This window comes from Gilliamella sp. App4-10 (assembly GCF_001690495.1).
Taxonomy (GTDB): domain Bacteria; phylum Pseudomonadota; class Gammaproteobacteria; order Enterobacterales; family Orbaceae; genus Gilliamella; species Gilliamella apicola_G.
Map to the genome: position 1 here is coordinate 16,346 of NZ_LZGS01000037.1, position 20,072 is coordinate 36,417.

General features: G+C 35.6%; 18 protein-coding genes. 2 read left to right on the forward strand and 16 right to left on the reverse strand.

All coding sequences use genetic code 11. The features are described 5' to 3' along the window. The first annotated feature begins 213 nt into the window (after window positions 1-213). The gene (locus A9G23_RS07810) at window positions 214-1,173 is read left to right on the forward strand and encodes an aminoimidazole riboside kinase (protein ID WP_065587079.1); all 960 of its coding nucleotides are present in this window, start codon (window positions 214-216) and stop codon (window positions 1,171-1,173) included. A gap of 113 nt (window positions 1,174-1,286) precedes the next feature. Here A9G23_RS07810 and ispC read toward each other — a convergent pair whose 3' ends face one another. The 3 genes from ispC to deoC all read right to left on the reverse strand — a co-directional run bounded on the left by ispC (window position 1,287) and on the right by deoC (window position 3,955). Continuing rightward, window positions 1,287-2,465, reverse strand: a complete 1,179-nt coding sequence (gene ispC, locus A9G23_RS07815; protein ID WP_065587080.1) for a 1-deoxy-D-xylulose-5-phosphate reductoisomerase — start codon at window positions 2,463-2,465, stop codon at window positions 1,287-1,289. Between the two features lies 1 nt (window position 2,466). Beyond that, window positions 2,467-3,228: a DNA-binding transcriptional repressor DeoR gene (deoR, locus tag A9G23_RS07820; protein WP_065587081.1), complete on the reverse strand. Its 762-nt coding sequence runs from the start codon at window positions 3,226-3,228 to the stop codon at window positions 2,467-2,469. 61 nt (window positions 3,229-3,289) lie between these two features. Continuing rightward, window positions 3,290-3,955, reverse strand: coding sequence for a deoxyribose-phosphate aldolase (deoC, locus tag A9G23_RS07825; RefSeq protein ID WP_176700249.1), 666 nt, complete (start codon window positions 3,953-3,955; stop codon window positions 3,290-3,292). A 511-nt stretch (window positions 3,956-4,466) separates the two neighbouring features. Between deoC and A9G23_RS07830 the strand changes: the two genes are divergently transcribed. After that, window positions 4,467-5,342 carry a LysR family transcriptional regulator gene (locus A9G23_RS07830; protein ID WP_065587119.1) on the forward strand — a complete coding sequence of 292 codons (876 nt, stop codon included), beginning with the start codon at window positions 4,467-4,469 and terminating at the stop codon, window positions 5,340-5,342. Between the two features lie 95 nt (window positions 5,343-5,437). On the opposite strand, the gene A9G23_RS07835 is transcribed toward A9G23_RS07830, so the two are convergent. The 13 genes from A9G23_RS07835 to miaB all read right to left on the reverse strand — a co-directional run bounded on the left by A9G23_RS07835 (window position 5,438) and on the right by miaB (window position 19,918). Continuing rightward, complete coding sequence (locus A9G23_RS07835; RefSeq protein ID WP_065587083.1) at window positions 5,438-6,508, reverse strand: alpha/beta hydrolase; 1,071 nt, start codon at window positions 6,506-6,508, stop codon at window positions 5,438-5,440. Window positions 6,509-6,572: 64 nt separating this feature from the next. Then, window positions 6,573-7,778, reverse strand: coding sequence for an MFS transporter (locus A9G23_RS07840; protein ID WP_065587084.1), 1,206 nt, complete (start codon window positions 7,776-7,778; stop codon window positions 6,573-6,575). A 396-nt stretch (window positions 7,779-8,174) separates the two neighbouring features. Beyond that, a complete protein-coding gene (locus A9G23_RS07845; RefSeq protein ID WP_065587085.1) occupies window positions 8,175-8,576 on the reverse strand; it encodes a HEPN domain-containing protein in 402 nt (133 codons plus the stop codon). A gap of 13 nt (window positions 8,577-8,589) precedes the next feature. Then, complete coding sequence (locus tag A9G23_RS07850) at window positions 8,590-9,360, reverse strand: hypothetical protein (protein WP_065587086.1); 771 nt, start codon at window positions 9,358-9,360, stop codon at window positions 8,590-8,592. 270 nt (window positions 9,361-9,630) lie between these two features. After that, window positions 9,631-10,188 (reverse strand): ribosome recycling factor, encoded by a 558-nt coding sequence (frr, locus tag A9G23_RS07855; protein WP_065587087.1) that lies wholly within the window; start codon window positions 10,186-10,188, stop codon window positions 9,631-9,633. A 29-nt stretch (window positions 10,189-10,217) separates the two neighbouring features. Continuing rightward, window positions 10,218-10,952 carry a UMP kinase gene (gene pyrH, locus A9G23_RS07860; RefSeq protein WP_065587088.1) on the reverse strand — a complete coding sequence of 245 codons (735 nt, stop codon included), beginning with the start codon at window positions 10,950-10,952 and terminating at the stop codon, window positions 10,218-10,220. 117 nt (window positions 10,953-11,069) lie between these two features. Continuing rightward, on the reverse strand, window positions 11,070-11,927 hold the full coding sequence (tsf, locus tag A9G23_RS07865; RefSeq protein ID WP_065587089.1) for a translation elongation factor Ts: 858 nt from the start codon (window positions 11,925-11,927) through the stop codon (window positions 11,070-11,072). 88 nt (window positions 11,928-12,015) lie between these two features. Beyond that, window positions 12,016-12,753, reverse strand: coding sequence for a 30S ribosomal protein S2 (gene rpsB, locus A9G23_RS07870; RefSeq protein ID WP_065560530.1), 738 nt, complete (start codon window positions 12,751-12,753; stop codon window positions 12,016-12,018). 432 nt (window positions 12,754-13,185) lie between these two features. Next, window positions 13,186-14,367: a serine hydrolase gene (locus A9G23_RS07875; protein ID WP_065587090.1), complete on the reverse strand. Its 1,182-nt coding sequence runs from the start codon at window positions 14,365-14,367 to the stop codon at window positions 13,186-13,188. Between the two features lie 14 nt (window positions 14,368-14,381). Beyond that, entirely contained in the window at window positions 14,382-15,491 is a 1,110-nt protein-coding gene (gene mrdB, locus A9G23_RS07880; protein ID WP_065587091.1) for a peptidoglycan glycosyltransferase MrdB, read from the reverse strand. Beyond that, window positions 15,491-17,428, reverse strand: coding sequence for a penicillin-binding protein 2 (gene mrdA, locus A9G23_RS07885; RefSeq protein ID WP_065587092.1), 1,938 nt, complete (start codon window positions 17,426-17,428; stop codon window positions 15,491-15,493). Before mrdA ends, mrdB begins: the two co-directional genes overlap by 1 nt. Before the next feature lie 27 nt (window positions 17,429-17,455). Further along, the gene (locus A9G23_RS07890) at window positions 17,456-18,436 is read right to left on the reverse strand and encodes a PhoH family protein (protein WP_442899772.1); all 981 of its coding nucleotides are present in this window, start codon (window positions 18,434-18,436) and stop codon (window positions 17,456-17,458) included. A gap of 54 nt (window positions 18,437-18,490) precedes the next feature. Then, entirely contained in the window at window positions 18,491-19,918 is a 1,428-nt protein-coding gene (miaB, locus tag A9G23_RS07895; protein WP_065587094.1) for a tRNA (N6-isopentenyl adenosine(37)-C2)-methylthiotransferase MiaB, read from the reverse strand. Between the last annotated feature and the right edge of the window lie 154 nt (window positions 19,919-20,072).

Here is a 20,072-nt window from a genome sequence, read left to right on the forward strand (position 1 = left end):
AGTCACACATTTTTAACGTTAACAATGAATTTTTTGCCAAATGATTTAGTCTATGACAAACTTTTAAAATATAACCATCATTAATTCAATAATAAATTAAACATCAAAGACTTTATTAAAAGGCAAGAAGATGACGTATTTCACAAAATTAAAATAATCTGCCTCTACGCTAGATTAGATTACCTTAGTCACTAACTATAATCGAGTTAAAAAATGAATAATACTAAAGTTTGGTCCCTTGGGGATGCCGTTATTGATTTGTTACCATTTGGTGATATGAATTATAAAGCTTGTGCAGGTGGCGCGCCGGCCAATGTGGCGATTGGTATTGCTAAATTGGGGCTACCTTCTGCTTTTATTGGCCGTGTTGGTAATGATCCTTTTGGTCATTTTATGGAAAAAACGTTCCGTGACTATCATGTTGATTGTCAAAGCCTTGAAAAAGATGATCACTATAAAACAAGTACTGTTGTTGTTGATTTAGGTCAAAATGGGGAACGGAGTTTTACTTTTTTAGTTTCGCCATCAGCCGACCAATTTTTGTCTGAGCAAGCGATACCTGATTTTAACCAAGATATTTTACATTTTTGCTCTTTGGCGCTAGTCGGCCATACTTGTCGACAAACGCTTAAAACCGCTATTAAAAACCTTACCGCAAAAAATGGCTTGATCAGCTTTGATATTAACTTGCGCGAGCAGATGTGGGAAAATAAAGATGAAATGCGCACAACGATTACGCAATTTTGTCATGATGCCGATATACTCAAACTATCAGATGAAGAATTATTTTGGCTCACTCAAGACAATGACTGGCATGAAGCATTAAATAAATTACAACAACACTATGAAGCACCATTAAAATTAATTACTAAAGGTAAAGATGGCAGCATTGTATTATGGCAAGGCAAAATATTTTCTTTTGATTCATATCATGTAAATAGTATTGATACTACTGGTGCAGGCGATGCCTTTGTGGCAGGACTACTTAGCAGTATTGCGTCATCGGGAATGCCTGAAGATAAACTCATGTTAGAAAGCATGATGACGATCGCTAGTGCGTGCGGTGCCTTAGCAACCACTCAAAAAGGCGCGTTAACGGCATTACCCGATAGCACATTTTTACAAGCTTTTATTAGCGATAATCCAACATTAACGGCTAAACAACTCGCTTAGCCAATAAAGCATGAATAGGGCAGCAAAGTTGAACACAATATTTTCAAAATGTCATTGTGATTGACTGCCCTTACGACCTATTTAATCCATTGATTATAAAAATTAAATAGCATTTAACACAGACCACATTGTGATCTTGCCCATTGATCTATCATAAAAACATCGTCAATAGTCGATGGTTCAGGGAAAGCCAATTGATCTAATACTTTTGCTACATTTTTGGCAATATCCATAAAACCTATTTTATGTTGCAAAAATGCTTCTACCGCAATTTCATTCGCTGCGTTAAGTGCCGTTGTGGCAGCTTGCCCTTGATCGGACGCTTCTATTGCCAATTTTAAACAAGGATAACGATTAAAATCAGGTTGTTTAAACGTTAAAGCCGAAATTTGACAAAAATCCAAAGGTGGTACACTTGATGGAACCCGATCGGGGTAAGACATAGCATAAGCAATCGGCGTACACATATCAGGCACACCCAGTTCTGCCACCACACTACCATCTTGATAACGTACCATGGAGTGAATAATCGATTGCGGATGAATAATAATTTCCATTTCGTCAGCATTTGCATTAAATAACCAACGTGCTTCGATATACTCAAGTCCTTTATTCATCATGGTTGCCGAATCCACAGAAATCTTTTTACCCATCGACCAGTTAGGATGTGCAACCGCTTGTGCTGGCGTAACCGATGCAAGCTTATCGAATTCCCAATCGCGAAACGGCCCACCAGAACCTGTTAAAACTATTTTAGTAATACCCTGTTCAGCCAAATTCGCAAAACCTAAATTATGCTGTACTGCCATTGGCAAACTTTGAAAAATAGCGTTATGTTCACTATCCACCGGCAACAGTTCAGCGCCATACTCTTTAACCGCTTGCATAAACAGATGTCCACAGGTCACGAGTGATTCTTTATTAGCAAGCAAAATACGTTTACCTTTTTTAATTGCCGCAAGGGTTGGTTTTAGCCCAGCAGCACCCACAATAGCGGCCATCACTTGATCGACTTCGGGCAACTGCGATAAATCACAAATGGCTTGTTCACCGCTTAACACTTCAATATCCAATTTTAGATTGGCAAGATTTGCTCTTAGCTCCTTAGCCGCTTGCGCTGTTGCCATGGCAACGTATTTAGGCTTAAACATCAAACATTGCTCAGTCATTTTGGCAACATTATTACCACCCACTAAGGCATACGCCTTAAACAGATGTGGATTTTGAGCAATAACGGTTAGCGTACTGCAACCAATTGAACCTGTCGACCCTAAAATTGTGATATTTTTCATATTAATACATTAAATCTATATTATGGTTAGCTAAAAAATTAATAAATTCCTTGGTTGGCACTTTATCTGTAATAATTTGATTAAACAGCGTTAACTCACCAATAAAAGCCGGTTTAACTTGATTAAATTTAGTATGATCGGCAATCAAAATATTCTGACCTGATTTTTTTATAGCCTGCAATTTCATATCAAGTTCATCAAAATGATAACAAGTTGCACCTTGTTCAATATCGATCCCCGCGGCCGAAATAAACGCTTTATTTGGGCAAATCGAATTGAATTCACTATGCTGTCCAATAGTGCTAAAAATCGCATTATTAGCCTGATAATGACCACCACATAAAATTGTCTTACAATTAGATTTATTTTGTAATGCTAAAAATGCGTTTAATGAATAACAGATAGCAGTAAAAGTTATTTCATCATCAATAGCATCAATGATAAAAGGGATTGTGGTACCGCAATCAAAAAAGATGGTATCGTTTGCAAAAACAAGTTTGCTTGCTAATTTAGCAATATGTAACTTTTCGTTAACTTGTTTATCTTGTTGGTCTGATAAAAAATATTGCGTTGTTTGATAACGAGTTTCACTAACAATATAACCCCCTAAAACAGTTAATGATGTAGGAATGTTATTTAAATCTCGGCGAATGGTCATTTCGGAAACCGCTAACAACTTAGCGGCTTCTTTTAAATGAATCTTATCTGTTTTTTTTAAAAGTTGAATAAGATCATTCACTCTTTTTTGTGATTGTGTTTCCATGCTGATCCCATAAATCAACAGTAACAAGCTACATAAGTAGCTTATTAATTGATATCATTGATTAATAATCACTGGTCGAAATTGCATCACCAGAAACAATCGCAATACCAGCACTAGCCCCTAAACGCGAAGCCCCCGCTTGAACCATTTTTTCAGCCGTTTGACGATCACGAATACCACCCGATGCCTTAACACCCATCTCATTGCCAACGGTATCACGCATCAACTTAACATCCTCAACCGTTGCGCCAGATACACTAAACCCTGTTGAGGTTTTAACAAAAGCAACGCCGATTTGCTTACAGATTTCACAGACTTTAACAATTTCGTCTTTAGATAATAAGCAAGTTTCTAAAATCACTTTTAATGGCACAGCGCCACAAGCATTAAAGACCGCCTCAATATCTTGTTTAACCGCATCGAAATCATTGCTTTTTAACCAACCTACATTGATAACCATATCGATTTCTTGCGCGCCAGCTTTAACCGCCATTTCAGTTTCAAAGGCTTTAGCGCTAGTCAGCATGGCACCAAGTGGAAAGCCAACCACCGCACACACTTTTACATCGCTACCTTTTAGTAAACTAGCCACTAAAGGCACATAGCCTGAATTTACACAAACTGAATAAAAATGATATTGTTTAGCTTCTTCACAAAGTTTGGTTATTTGGTCTTTTGTTGCGTTCATTGCAAGTAAAGTATGATCGATATACTTTGCATAATTCATAGTGATGTCCTTAAAATTTTTAGTTTTGATGTCTAATTTAATGAATTTGTTAGGTGTAAAATGTTATTTTAATAACAGATATAGGGTGATAATGTTATTATAGTAACATTATGGGTAATTGTAAAAAATAGTACAGATAAAAATAAACAGGTTGTTGTTTTTTGTTTTTTTGGGAAAAAACAAAATAAAAAACCCAATAAAATCAATATCTTTCCTGACTGGTTTTGGCATACAATCAGGCCTTTTTGGGTTAGTGCATAGAATGAATTAGGTGTAGTGGTTTCGGACGTTTTGACCTTGCCGTACTATATACCCATTAACTCGCTCGGCAATACTGAGTGGTAACAAAGAGTAACCTATCCAACTTAAGTCATTTATGGTAAAACATTTGTTAATTTTTAAATGATTATGTTAATAATGAAATATAAACAACACGTTGTTTTCTGACATAGCATCTTTTAAACATAAAAATCGAAGAATTTTTAAACAAGGATGATGGAAAAGGACAATGATAGATATAAAAATTTTACGCTATTTTCTTGCTCTTGCTAAAGAAGAAAGTATTACCGCTGCCGCTAACCATTTGCATCTAACTCAACCTACTTTATCTCGTCAGTTGATGGAGCTTGAACAAACACTTGGCACCCCCCTATTTATTCGTGGCAGTAGGCGAATTACCTTGACCGATGAAGGAATACGATTACGTAAACGTGCCGAGGAGATACTGGAACTTGTGCATAAAACAGAAGAAGAGTTTCAAGCACCCACAGAAAATATTAGTGGTGATATTTATATTGGTTGTGGTGAAACCGATGCAATGAAGTTGGTGGTGAGTGTGATTAAATCAATGCAAGAGGTTTACCCACACATCCGCATCCATATTTATAGTGGTAATGCAAATGATGTCACCGAACGTATTGATAAGGGATTACTTGATTTTGGAGTGTTAATTGAACCAACTCATCTAACAAAATATGAATCATTGTGCCTTCCTCAACAAGATACATGGGGAGTTTTAATGAGAAAAGATTGTGCGTTGGCAAACCTTGAGGTCATTTCTCCATCTGATTTATGGTCATTACCACTGATTGTTTCCCAACAAAAATATGTTAGTGATAGCATTGAACAATGGTTTAAACGAAACGATGAAAAATTAAATATTATTGCAACATATAACTTAATATTTAATGCAGCTTTAATGGTTGAACAACATATCGGATATGCCTTGTGTTTAGATAAACTCATTAATACAGCGGGCGATAACCCGCTTTGTTTTAGACCTTTATATCCAAAATTAAAAGTAGATGTGAATATTGTCTGGAAAAAACATCATGTATTTTCTAAAGCTGCTGAACTGTTTTTAAAACAGCTAAAAGAACATTTTTGATATTCTTCTGCCATTTTATAATGATGAGTAAAAAAGGGAGCACCGTAATTCTGACTCCCTTTGCTGTGGAACAACATTTCATTAAAAATTAATCGCTATTTTAAATGCGTTTTAAAAAAGGTTGTTAATTTATCAAAAGGGATTAAATGGATGCGATCATAAAGATCAACATGCCCAGCTCCTTTTACATAATAGAGTTCTTTTGGTTCTATTGCACGGTTATAAGCATCTTCACTGAACTCTTTAGAATGAGCCTGATCACCTGTGATAAATAACATTGGTCGTGGTGAAATGGTTTCAATATCGTTAAATGGATAAAAGTTCATAAATTTTACATTACTGGTTAATGTTGGGTGAGTCGTTAGTTCTGGCGTTGAACTGGATGGAGTATATTCACCCCGAGGCGTACGATAAAAATCGTAAAATTCATGGGCAATTGGACCATCTTCGGGTTTGAGTTGCCCTTTATTGACCGTACCACTTGTATATAATGTCTGCCCCCCAGTAAATTCAACATAACGTTGTTCTGCCGCCTGTTTAATGATCTGTTTACGCTGTTCAAGTGTTAACGAATGGTGAAGAGCATTGCGATTGGCCGAACCCATATCGTACATACTTACCGTCGCAATGGCTTTTAAACGTGGATCAATTTTAGCGGCACTAATAACAAAACTGCCGCTACCACAAACACCAATTACGCCAATATTGTGACGATCTACAAAAGTTTGAGTACCTAAATAATCAACTGCTGCACTGAAATCTTCTGCATACATATCGGGCAATACAACATTACGTGGCTGTCCCTCACTTTCGCCCCAAAAGGATAAGTCAATAGCTAATGTAATAAAGCCTTGTTCAGCCATTTTTGTCGCATATAAATTGGCACTTTGTTCTTTAACCGCACCCATTGGATGTCCAACAATAATGGCTGGATATTTGTTTTTGGCATCAAGCGTTTTAGGTATAAATAGGTTTCCAACCACACTCATTTTATATTGATTTAGAAAACTAACTTTTTGCATAGTGACATTATCGCTTTGATAAAAATTATTCGCATTGTTAGACATATCGGCTCCCATTACTGATGGTGATAAAAATAACCCAAAAAGACTTAAAAAGACGATTAAAGCAGTACTATCTTTGAAATAAAATAACCCCTTTTTCATTAATGTGATCCTTTTAATAAGTGAATATTAATTTAATATTTTCAATCAATTGTAAAAAATCTTACTATGCAATAGAACGTCCTGTTACACGAATAAATAACCAAAAGCTGAATTTAATTAATATCAAGGCACATAAAAAAATTAGCGCAGAACTAAAAAATATACCTTGCATCCCCTTATGATCAAAAATGAAGCCTCCCATTGCCGCTGCCAATCCGATAGAAAACTGAATCGCCGCAACGGATAATCCGCCCATCATTTCGGCTTTATCAGCAAGTGTACGTACAATCCAAGTAGACCAACCTACCGGAATAAAACCAAACATTAACCCCCACGCAATAACCAGCAACATGTTAAATATTATGTTTTTATTGATAAACATTAAAATAATAGCAAGCATTAATAAAATAAAATGAACGACTATCATCGTTATTTTAAATTGTTTGCCCATCACAATACCGGCAATAAGGGTACCAATACAGTTAGCAATACCAAATAGAAGCAAAAGCGTAGAGAGGGTATTTGTTTGTAAGGCAAGATTATTTTCTAAAAATGGTCTTAAGTATGTAAAAAATATGTGATATCCCCCATAACTAAATATTGTGGCTACTATTCCTATCGTTATCCAGCTTTGTTTTAAGAGAAAAAACATATTTTTAAAACTATTACCTTGCTGTGCAGGTAAAGTAGGTAATGCAATAAATTGCCAAATAAAGGCGATAGCGCCCAGTAATGCCGATAGCAAAAAAATATTTCGCCAACCAATCAGATTGCCTAAATAGCTTGCTAATGGTAGTGAAATAATTGTTGCCACTGAGACACCGGCATAGATAATACTTAATGCACGAGATAGATCTTTTGTCGGTACAAGTTGTAGCGTTACCGCTGAGGCCATAGACCAAAAGCCACCAACACATATCCCCAATATGCTGCGCCCCATCAATAGCATGATATAATTAGGTGTAAATGCGACTAATATATTAGCGCTCACCAATAAAATAGAGAGCGTTAATAACACTAATCGTCTATTTATTTTGTTTGTTAGTGGCGCCAGTGTCAAACTTGCAATAACAGCAAAAATACCCACAGCGGTAACCGTTTGACCTGCCATTCCTTCAGTAATATGTAATGTTTGAGCAATAGGCGTTAACAAACTGATAGGAATAAACTCAGCCGAAATAAGACTGGTTACTCCCATAAATAATGAAAAAACAGCAGACCAATGAGATGCTTTTTCTGGTTCTGTTTGACTGGATAAGCGTGTTTTCATTACATAAAGTACCTTTTAGTTAACTAGCTCCATAGCGTCACTAACGTTGGATTCTTGGCTAGTAAGTGCCTCTAAACCAAAGCGCCAACTTATCTATATAGATAAGATCAGAGCGGATAACACAAGCAGAAATAGTTTAAATAGCTAACTTCAAAAAAGTATAGGCACTTTATCAATCCATGTAAAATACTTATATTTTATAGTTACATATGCCTTAAAAGCATGGAGTATATGCTAGTTTTGTTGAGGATAATTAGATTGTTTTTTTGTTGAATAATAGTAAAAAAGTAAATATCACATCTGTCTATCTTACATTTTTAAATGCTTTTTTACCGTTATCATTGGGGGAGGACTTTCTAGATTTTTTAAATGGGCTATTTTTAAAGGTAGTAATAGTTAAGAGTTTGGCGCTGAATCATTTGATAAAGGTATAAATTCTTCTATATCTTGTATAAATTTTCTAGCTTTAGCTATACTAAGTTCGACTTCTTTTTTGTCTAATGTTTCTTGTAAATGGTAATCACATTTAATTCTAAGTGCTTTTTGCTCTAACAATCTTGCCCTTAAAGAAATTAATTTCATTCTTGGAATGGCTTCATCTTTACCCGGAGCTGCTAAATAATCGCTCACACTTTTATGAGATGGTTCATCTTTAGGTAATCTAAAATTGATTGAAGATAAGATAGCATGGTAACAACTATAATACGCTCTAGCAATTGCATTACGATAACCGATTTCATCATTTCGTTTTAATGAATCTTCAGCAAAAGAGAGAAAGTCTTTGCAGTTTACTGACACTTACTTTCGCCTTCTAAGTAATAACTTGATATTCAGATTTTAGATAACGAATAGAGACACCGAAAGCCTTATCATGAAGGTGTTCATTTTCAGCAATTTTATCAGCCAACTCACCATCTATTTTAGCCAAACGTACAAAATCAGTGTCGTTGGTTGTTAGTATCATAATATTAATATCATCGTCTGGATAATACTCACAACAAATTTGAGAATGTGATAACCGATAAGTATCTGCTATATCAAGAAAAGTTTTAAGTAAAAATTGCATATTTTCATCACTCAATTTTAAATTACTTTGAAATTGACGCAATGAATTAAGGCGTTGAGATAACCCAGAAATAACATCTTTTTTATTTAATTTATCAATTTCTTGATATACTTTATTAATTCCCTCAAAATTACCATTCCATAAATATGCATCAAACAAATGTATTAAAAAATTAGAGTTATTTGAAATTTGATTATTTGCCCTAATGATTTCTGCAATATGTTTTTTAATGAATCCTATATCAAATAAATAGGTTATATAATTCATCATAAAATAAGGTTCATTATAAGAAAAAGATTTTTCAAATAGCGATAATGCAGCTGAAACATCTCCCTTACAAGCATAAAAAAATGCCCACAATTGATCCCCAATTAAGTCTCCTTGAGGAAAAGGCTTCAAATCTTTACGGAACTCAAATTCTTCACAACCTTCGAAATTTCGTTCAGAAAAAAGAATCTGTATTAGCTTATCTAATATCATTGTGCCTTTTGTTGCAGGTACATTAGATTTTGCCATCGTTGATAATCCTTATACAGAATTGAATTGAATAATACATAAAATCACTAAGCGATAGTAATATCGGACGTCCAGTAATTAATCATTATAAATTATTGCTTATGATTAACAAGAAAAAGATTTTTCCTATCAACCAATAAAAATTTAGATTACTTATATTGGTATTTTCCATCCTAAAATAGGTTTCAGCATAAAAATTAGTTTTTCAAGGGAAAAACGCTCTGCTTTATAAAACAGAGCATTTAGAAGAAAAGAAAAAAAGTAAAAGGATTAGAATTCCATTAACTCTTTTTCTTTATCGGCAAGCACTGCATCTAATTTTTTAATTGCGGCATCTGTCGCTTTTTGGATTAAATCTTGTGCTTTACGTTCATCATCTTCTGAAATTTCTTTATCTTTTAGTAACGCTTTGATTTGATCGTTAGCATCACGGCGGATATTACGGATAGATACACGACCTTGTTCCGCTTCGTTACGAACAATTTTAGTTAAATCACGACGGCGTTCTTCTGTTAGTGGTGGTAATGGTACGCGAATAACAGTACCTGCTGATGCTGGGTTTAACCCTAAATCAGACGTTAAAATTGCTTTTTCAATAGCTGGGGTTAATGATTTATCAAATACAGTGATAGCTAGCGTTCTTGCATCTTCAGCAACGATGTTGGCTAGTTGACGCAGTGGCGTTGGGCTGCCGTAATATTCAACCATAATGCCATCTAATAAGCTTGGTGACGCACGACCGGTTCTAACTTTAGAAATATGATTTTGAAACGCATCAATGCTTTTTTCCATGCGCGTTTGCGCTTCTTTTTGAATCTCGTTTAACATAATAAAAGCCTTATTTAAAATAAAGATAATTAACTGGTTACTGTTGCCTTGTTATTAATTAATGTCCCTTCTTGTTCACCTAAAATAACGCGACGCAAAGCACCAGGTTTATTCATATTAAAGACACAAATGGGTAGATTATGATCTCTTGCTAATGTGAATGCAGCTAAATCCATCACTTTAAGTTCATCATCAAGGACTTTGTCATAACTTAACGTTTTATAAAGTGTTGCTGTTGGATCTTTAACGGGATCGGCTGAATAAACACCATCGACTTTGGTGGCTTTTAAAACAACATCAGCTTCAATTTCAATACCACGTAAACATGCTGCTGAATCGGTGGTAAAAAATGGATTGCCTGTTCCAGCAGACAAAATAACCACTCTACCATGACGAAGCAAGCTAATTGCTTCGGTCCAGCGATAATCATCACATACACCATTTAATGGAATCGCTGACATTAAACGGGCATTAACTTCAATTCGGTGCAATGCATCTCGCATCGCAAGACCATTCATTACAGTTGCTAGCATCCCCATATGATCGCCAACAACGCGGTTCATTCCCGCTTTAGCAAGCCCTGCACCCCGAAATAGATTACCGCCCCCAATAACAACAGCAACTTGAACATTCATTTCAATTAGCTCTTTAATTTCTTGCGCCATGCGATCTAGAACGGTTGCATCAATACCAAAACCTTCGTCGCCTTGTAGTGCTTCGCCACTGAGTTTAAGAAGAATACGTTTATAGAAAGGGGTCACCATACTGAAGTCTCACTATTTCGTTATTTAATTACTCAAGAAGCTAAAAATTAGCCGGTAGTAATTTTAAAATATTTTGTAGATAAACAAAACCGCCATAACGGCGGTTTTTTGAAACGATTAAGATTGTTTCGATATTGCAGCAACTTCTGCAGCAAAGTCAACTTCAACTTTTTCAATACCTTCACCCACTTCAAAACGAATAAATGAAGCTACTGCAGCTTTTTTCTCTTTTAATAAATCGCCAACTGTTTTTGAAGGCTCCATAACAAATGGTTGACCAGTTAGTGATACTTCACCAGTGAATTTACGCATACGACCTTCAACCATTTTTTCAGCGATTTCACGTGGTTTACCTGATTGCATTGCGATATCAATTTGAATATTACGTTCATGTTCAACCACATCAGCTGGAACATCGCTTGGGTCAACATATTCTGGTTTGCTTGCCGCAATGTGCATTGCAATATGTTTAACTAATTCATCATCAGCACCATTAGCAGCAACTAATACACCAATACGCGCACCATGTTGGTAACTACCCACCACATCACCAGAAATCTCTGCAACACGACGGATACCGATGTTTTCACCAATTTTAGCAACTAACGCTGTACGCTCTTCTTCAAATTTAGCTTGCAGTGCCGCAATATCGCTAGTGCGTTCAGTTAATGCTGCTTCAGCAACTTTATCACTAAATGCTAAAAATCCAGCATCTTTCGCAACAAAGTCTGTTTCGCAGTTAACTTCTAAGATAACACCAAATTTTTTATCTGCAGAAATTTTAGAAATAATAACACCTTCAGCCGCAACACGACCCGCTTTTTTAGCGGCTTTTGCTTGACCTGATTTACGCATGTTGTCAATTGCAAGTTCGATATCACCATTAGCTTCAACTAATGCTTTTTTACATTCCATCATACCTGCGCCCGTTCTTTCACGCAGTTCTTTTACCATAGAAGCGGTAACTTCAGCCATTTTTTAATCCTCTATTTAACCATTGTGATAACTTTCATTAGAATGGGTCGATAGCATTAAGTATCGACCCTGAAAATATTTGAGTTTATTACTCTGCTGCTGGCGCTTCTTCTACGAAGCTTTCTTCAGATACTGGAGATTGGTTTTGCTCACGACCAGAACGTACTGCTTCAGCAACTGCATTAGCATATAATTGAATTGCACGAATTGCGTCATCATTACCTGGTACGATGTAATCAATTCCATCAGGATCTGAGTTAGTATCAACAATAGCAATGACTGGAATACCTAAATTGTTAGCTTCTTTGATAGCGATATGTTCGTGGTCTGCACCAATCACAAAGATCACATCGGGTAAGCCACCCATATTTTTAATTCCGCCCAAGCTATTTTCTAATTTAGCCATTTCACGAGCACGCATAAGTGCTTCTTTTTTGGTTAATTTATCAAATGTACCATCACTAGCTTGTGTTTCTAAATCTTTTAGACGTTTGATTGATTGACGTACTGTTTTCCAGTTAGTCAACATACCACCTAACCAACGGTGATTAACATAGTATTGCCCACAACTTTCAGCTGCTTGTTTAATTGCTTCGCTAGCTGCACGCTTTGTACCAACAAATAAAATTTTACCTTTACGAGCGGCAATCTTGTTTAATTCAGCTAAAGCTTCGTTGAACAATGGTACTGTTTTTTCAAGATTGATAATATGAACTTTATTGCGTGCACCAAAAATAAATGGTTTCATTTTTGGGTTCCAATAACGAGTTTGGTGTCCAAAGTGTACACCCGCTTGTAACATATCGCGCATTGATACTGTAGTCATGATTTCCTCATTTTGACGTTGGGGTTATGCCTCCACATATCCGCTTTAACCGACCTAATCACATAAAGTAAAAGGCACCCCGGAAAAGTGTAATGATATGTGTGTGTTATAACGTTAATTAATCATTAAATGTAATACTTTTATTCGCCATTACTTTTGCAAAAAATAATGCGAAAATGTAGCGCGCGTTTTATACCATAAATAGTATAAGATTGCCAGCTTTATTTGTATTTATAGGCTATTAGCGATTTTAATTAGTTTTATTAAACTTTTCAGTATTCATTTAACAAGCAAACACAAAACAAAAAAACAAATAAAATCAATGGATTTTCTGAAATTTTTTTGGATGACTATTTCTATATTAGTTTGTATTATTTTGAAGAAATATGTCCGTTCTGTAAGCTAACGCTTACAGAACGATAATAATAGAAACTAGCTGAATAATTTATGGCACTGTAAGCTTATCCAATCCCATAGACCACCAAAAAATCCTGTTTCTTCAACATTTTGTAAGGCAACAAGGGGTTGTTCATTAATCACTTGACCGTCTAATAGAAACTGCATTTTACCGACAGTTGTGCCTTTAGTGATTGGGGCATAAATATAATTATCAATTTTATATTCAACTTGCACATCTGCAGAGCGGCCTTTTGGTACAGTGATGTAAGATCCATTAATCGCACCTAATTGAATTTTATTTTCATCACCATACCAAATCGTTTCTGTCGTTAATGGCGTTCCTGCTTTAACAGGATTTGCAGTTTCAAAAAAGCGGAAACCCCAGACTAATAGTTTTTTACTTTCTTCTTCACGACCTTTAAAGGTGCGACCACCCAGTACCGCTGAAATTAAACGCGTATTACCATCAACCGCTGAAGCAACTAAATTGTAGCCTGCGGCATTGGTATGGCCTGTTTTGATGCCATCTACATTTAATGTGGTATCCCAAAGTAATCCATTTCGATTATGTTGTGGTTTTGATAGCGTATAGGTAAATTCTTTTTCTTTATAAATAGAATATTCTTTAGGTAAATCACGAATTAAGGCTTGCCCTAAAAATGCCATGTCTTTGGCTGTTGTGTATTGCCCTGGCGCATCAAGCCCATGAACAGTTTCAAAATGGGTATGATTTAGTCCAATTTTCTTGGCATAATCATTCATTAAATTAACAAAGGCTCCTTGGCTGCCGGCAACATGCTCAGCCATGGCAATACACGCATCGTTACCTGATTGGATAATAATACCTTTGTTAAGATCAGAAACCGATACCGTTTTACCGACCTCTAAAAACATTAATGATGACCCTTTTAACACAGGGTTACCCGTTGCCCAAGCGTCTTTGCTGACCACAACCATATCATCATTTTTTATACGACCTGACTGTAATGCTTGCCCTACCACATAACTGGTCATCATTTTAGTTAGGCTTGCCGGATCGCGCTGCTGCTCGGCATTATATTGTGCTAAAATTTCACCTGATTTGGCATCGATTAAAATATAAGACTCAGCATTTAGTTGTGGAATGGCTGGAATAGGAAAAGCCATTTCTGCTGATGCTGATGAACAAACTGCAAGCGCAAACAAAGCAAAAGATAATTTAAATTTCTTTTTCATTTATTACAATTCCGTTAAATATTTTTAGATAACATATATCGATGTGTGTGGATAGACATCATAATGCCAAAACTTGCCATTAATACGACTAAAGATGAACCACCATAGCTTATTAAAGGTAATGGTACACCAACTACTGGTAAGATTCCACTGACCATACCAATATTAATAAACACATAAACAAAAAATACTAAAATTAGTCCACCAGATAAGATTCGACCAAATGTGGTTTGTGCCTGTGCAGCAATAATAAGCCCTCTTACAATTAAGCATAAAAATAGAATCAGCAAAACAATCGAGCCAACAAAACCAAACTCTTCAGCGATAACTGAAAAAATAAAATCAGTATGTCGTTCAGGCAAAAATTCGAGTTGTGATTGTGTGCCTTCTAGCCAACCTTTACCCCATATACCACCGGATCCAATCGCTGTTTTCGATTGAATAATATGATAGCCGGCTCCGCTTGGATCGAGTTCAGGATTGATCAACATTAATACGCGTTTTTGTTGGTAATCATGCATTAAAAAGAACCACATAATTGGTAAAAAGACAGCAATTAAAATTACTGCAATAAGAATATAACGCCAGTTTATTCCTGCTAAAAAAATAATAAAAATTCCTGACATAACAATTAATATTGCCGTACCTAGATCCGGTTGCATAGCAACAAGTAACGTCGGTATACCAATTATGGCAAGGGTTTGTAACGTAGTTTTTAATGGCGGCGGACATCCATCACGATGAATGAATTTGGCAACCATTAATGGCACCGCTATTTTAGCTATTTCTGAAGGTTGAAATCGCAATATACCTAAATCTAACCAACGCTGTGCGCCTTTACTGGTATAACCAAAAATATCGACTAATAATAGAATGATAATACAAGCAATATACAGATACGGCGCCCACTTTTCATAGGTTCTAGGAGAAAACTGAGCCAGCACAATCATTACAACAAATCCAAGCAATATTTGAATTACTCGCTTTTGCATCATGTCGATACTTTGCCCGGTTGCGCTCCAAAGAATATAAAGACTATAACCAAGTAATAAAGTAATAAATGAAAAAAACAAAGGATCAATATGTATCTTTTGCCAAAAAGATTTTTTGTTATTATTCATCATTAGTCTTCATTTCCTGTATTAGGTGAAGGTTCATCTAGCTCGGTTGAATTATTACCAAGTAAGTAAAAATCTAATATTTTACGCGCAACCGCACCACCGTTAGAGCTTCCGCCCCCGCCATTTTCTAAAACAATAGCTAACGCTATTTTTGGCTTATCGTAAGGTGCATAAGCAACAAACAAAGCGTGATCTCGCAGATGTTCGGGGATTTTATTTGAATTATAAATTTCATCAGATTTCAAACCATAAACTTGTGCGGTCCCCGATTTACCTGCTGCTTGATATTTTGCATCAGCATAAATCTTACGTGCTGTTCCTCGTGTCCCAAACATAACACGGTGCATACCTTCTTTAGCTAATGCCCAATAAATTGGTTTAACATCCATTAGACTATTATTTTCTATATATTTTTCAGGGTTAACTATTGGTTGATGTTCATTTGAATTTAAAATATCGCTCTTTTTATATAATAAAAAGTGGGGAGTATAGGTCTTACCATTATTAATTAACGTGGTTAATGCTTTAGCCATTTGTATTGGGGTTGCCGTCCAATAACCTTGACCAATACCAACTGGTATCGTATCACCTTGTAGCCAAGACTTTTTATGACGCTTCATTTTCCATTCACGACTCGGCATAACCGCTCGAGTTTCTTCGTTTGGAGAAATATCAATACCTGTTCGTTCACCATAACCAAATTTAGTCATCCATAAATTTAGGCGATCGATGCCCATATCATAAGCAACTTGATAAAAGTAGGTATCAACTGATTCTTCAATTGCTCTTAATACATCAACGCGGCCATGCCCCCATTTAAGCCAGTCTCGGTAACGTCGTTCAGTGCCAGGTAATTGCCACCAACCGGGATCGTTAATCACGGTTTTTGGGGTGATCACGCCTTCACTTAAAGCCGCAATAGAAATAAAAGGTTTTACTGTCGAAGCAGGGGGGTAAGCGCCCAGTAAAGCACGATTAAAAAGTGGCTTGCTAGGATCATTGAGCAATTCACTATATTTAGCATTTGAAATCCCCCCAACAAAAGGATTAGAATCATAACTTGGGCTAGAAACCAAGGCCAAAATCTCCCCATTATTAGGATCAATAGCCACTACCGCCGCTTTACGTCCAGTCAATAATTGCTCAATATAAAGTTGCAATTTAAGATTAATAGATAAATAAATATCTTCGCCCGCTTGCGGTGGATGTTGATTTAGTTGGCGAACAATACGACCTCGGCTATTGACTTCAACCTTTTCATAACCCGGCGTTCCATGTAATACGTCTTCGTAATACCTTTCTATTCCCATTTTCCCAATATTAAATGTTGCTACATAATCGCTAGTTTTATTTTCATTTTCTAAACGCTGTTTATCTTGACTATTAATTTTAGAAATATAGCCAAGGATATGAGTTAGTGATGCGCCATATGGATAATAACGATGCTGTATGCCAAGAATAGAAACAAACGGAAAACGATGTTGATCCACGACAAAACGTGCTATTTGTTTTTCGGTCAAATTATCTTTCAATGGCACCGGACGGTGAGCTTTATAATTACGACGTTCTTTTTGAAATATTTCAATATCTTCATCTGTCAAATCAACAATTTTTTTTAGTTCATTAAGTTGTTCATTGAGATTTTTAGTTTTATCGGGAATGATATTTAATTGATAAGTAATATTGTTAATCGCTAATGGCGTACCATTACGATCATAAATCATTCCACGATTAGGTGGTGTAGGAATAATTTCAATACGATTATCATTCGATTTCGTACTGTAATAACTATAATTCAAAATCTGTAACCCAGCTAGGTTAATAATCAACACAATGATTAAAATAATAATTGCAACAAAAGCAATCAGTGCTCGACGCAAAAATAAATTCGCTTCTACTGAATGATCTCGAATATTTGTTTTCTTTTTTTTACTTGAGATAGGGATAATAATACTCCTTAAAATACTCTACTGCTTATGCTGATTTTCTTCCCACTGTTCATAGGCATTAACAATACTAGCGACTATTGGATGGCGTACCACATCTTCACTATTTAAAAAATTAAAACTAATTTCATTAATTTGACTCAAAACTTCAATGGCATGACGTAATCCTGATTTTTGATGATGTGGTAAATCAATTTGGGTAATATCGCCGGTTATAACCGCTTTTGAATTAAAGCCAATACGGGTTAAAAACATTTTCATTTGTTCAATAGTGGTATTTTGGCTTTCATCAAGAATAATAAACGCATCATTTAGCGTTCGTCCACGCATATAGGCGAGTGGTGCCACTTCAATCACGCTTTTTTCAATTAGTTTTTCGACCTTTTCAAAACCGAGCATTTCAAATAAGGCATCATAAAGTGGGCGTAAATAAGGATCGACTTTTTGGCTTAAATCACCAGGCAAAAAACCCAATTTTTCACCGGCTTCAACAGCAGGCCGAGTAAGCACAATGCGACGAATTTGTTGCTTCTCAAGCGCATCAACCGCAGCAGCTACCGCTAAATAAGTTTTACCTGTTCCTGCAGGGCCAATTCCAAACGAAAGATCATAATCTAAAACATGGGCAATATATTGAGCCTGATTAGGTGTACGTGGTTTTATCACACCACGCTTAGTTTTTATCATAACCAGTTTATCGTTTTGATAATCAATATGATTAGGTAAATTTTCACTTACTTTTTTTAGTATATTTGTATCTTTTACCGCTAAATGAATTTGCTCGGGTTCAATATTAATAATTTTATCTTTTATTTTAGTTTGGTTATAAAGTACCTGCAAAATATCAGCAGCAGCTTGAACACAAATATTATCTCCAGTTATTACAAATAAATTTTCTCGATTATTAATTTCAATGTTTAATAAACGCTCAAGTTGTTTAATATTTTCATTATAAGGACCACAAAGACTATTAAGTCTTTTATTATCAATTGGTTCAATCATAATTTGTGTAGTAATATCCAAAAATAAATCCTCTAATAATTAACCTTAACCATTTTAAGGTTGATAAATTCCAACACCTAAATCATTTTCCTTTCGCGTTCGTGATATTACTGACATTGGTGATTCGTTTACGCGTAAATCCATTTCATCTTCGGTTCTAACTACTTTGCCACGCAATGAATTTGGATAGACATCTATAATTTCAACATCAACAAACTTACCGATCATCTCAGGACGACCTTCAAAATTAACAATTCTATTGTTTTCAGTTCGACCGGTTAATTCCATAAGGTCTTTTTTGGATGGACCTTCAACTAAAATACGTTGTACAGTATTTAACATACGACGGCTAAATTGCATAGCTTGTTGGTTGATTCGTTCTTGAAGAATGTAAAGGCGTTGCTTCTTCTCTTCTTCTGAAACATTATCTTCCATTTCAGCAGCGGGTGTACCTGGACGTGCTGAATAAACAAAGCTATAACTTAAATCAAAATTGACATCAGCAATTAGTTGCATGGTTTGTTCAAAATCTTCTTGTGTTTCGCCTGGGAAACCGACAATAAAATCCGAACTAATTTGAATATCAGGGCGCACTTTACGTAATTTTCGAATAATGGATTTATATTCAAGCGCGGTATGTGTACGTTTCATTAAGTTTAATACACGATCTGAACCACTTTGTACTGGCAAATGTAAAAAATTAACTAGCTCTGGTGTATCACGATAAACGTCGATAATATCATCTGTAAATTCAATTGGATGACTGGTTGTAAAACGAATGCGATCGATACCATCAATGGCTGCAACTAAGCGTAATAACTCAGCAAAGGAACAAATATCACCATCAAACGTTGGCCCCCGATAAGCATTGACATTTTGACCTAATAGATTGACTTCACGCACACCTTGTTCAGCCAGTTGCGCAATTTCATAAATGACATCATCACAAGGTCTGCTAACTTCTTCCCCACGGGTATATGGAACCACGCAATAAGTACAATATTTATTACATCCTTCCATTATAGAGACAAAAGCTGTTGGTCCTTCGCTACGAGGCTCTGGTAGGCGATCAAATTTTTCAATTTCAGGGAAACTAACATCGACGACATGATTATCGTTACCGCTTCGAATCTGTTCAATCATTTCAGGTAAGCGATGAAAAGTTTGCGGTCCAAAAATAATATCTACAAATGGTGCACGTTTACGAATTTGAGCACCTTCTTGCGAAGCAACACAACCACCTACTCCAATAATAATATTAGAATTATTTTTTTTAAGGTTCTTCCAACGTCCTAGTTGATGAAAGACCTTTTCTTGGGCTTTTTCTCGAATAGAACAGGTATTTAATAATAAAATATCAGCTTCTTCGGCATTGTCTGTTAATGTTAAACCATGGGTGGATTCAAGGAGATCTGCCATTTTTGTTGAATCATACTCATTCATTTGGCAGCCCCAAGTTTTGATATGTAATTTTTTGCTCATCAATAACTCAGCTATATTATTTAATTGTTAAAATGAAAACGGGTTTAAATCCGCGATTTTAGCGCATTATATTGTAATCTTTTGTGATCGTAGGGTCTATAATAAAATAAAAATTAGCGGATAACTCAAAAAATTTTATTTATAAAAATAACAA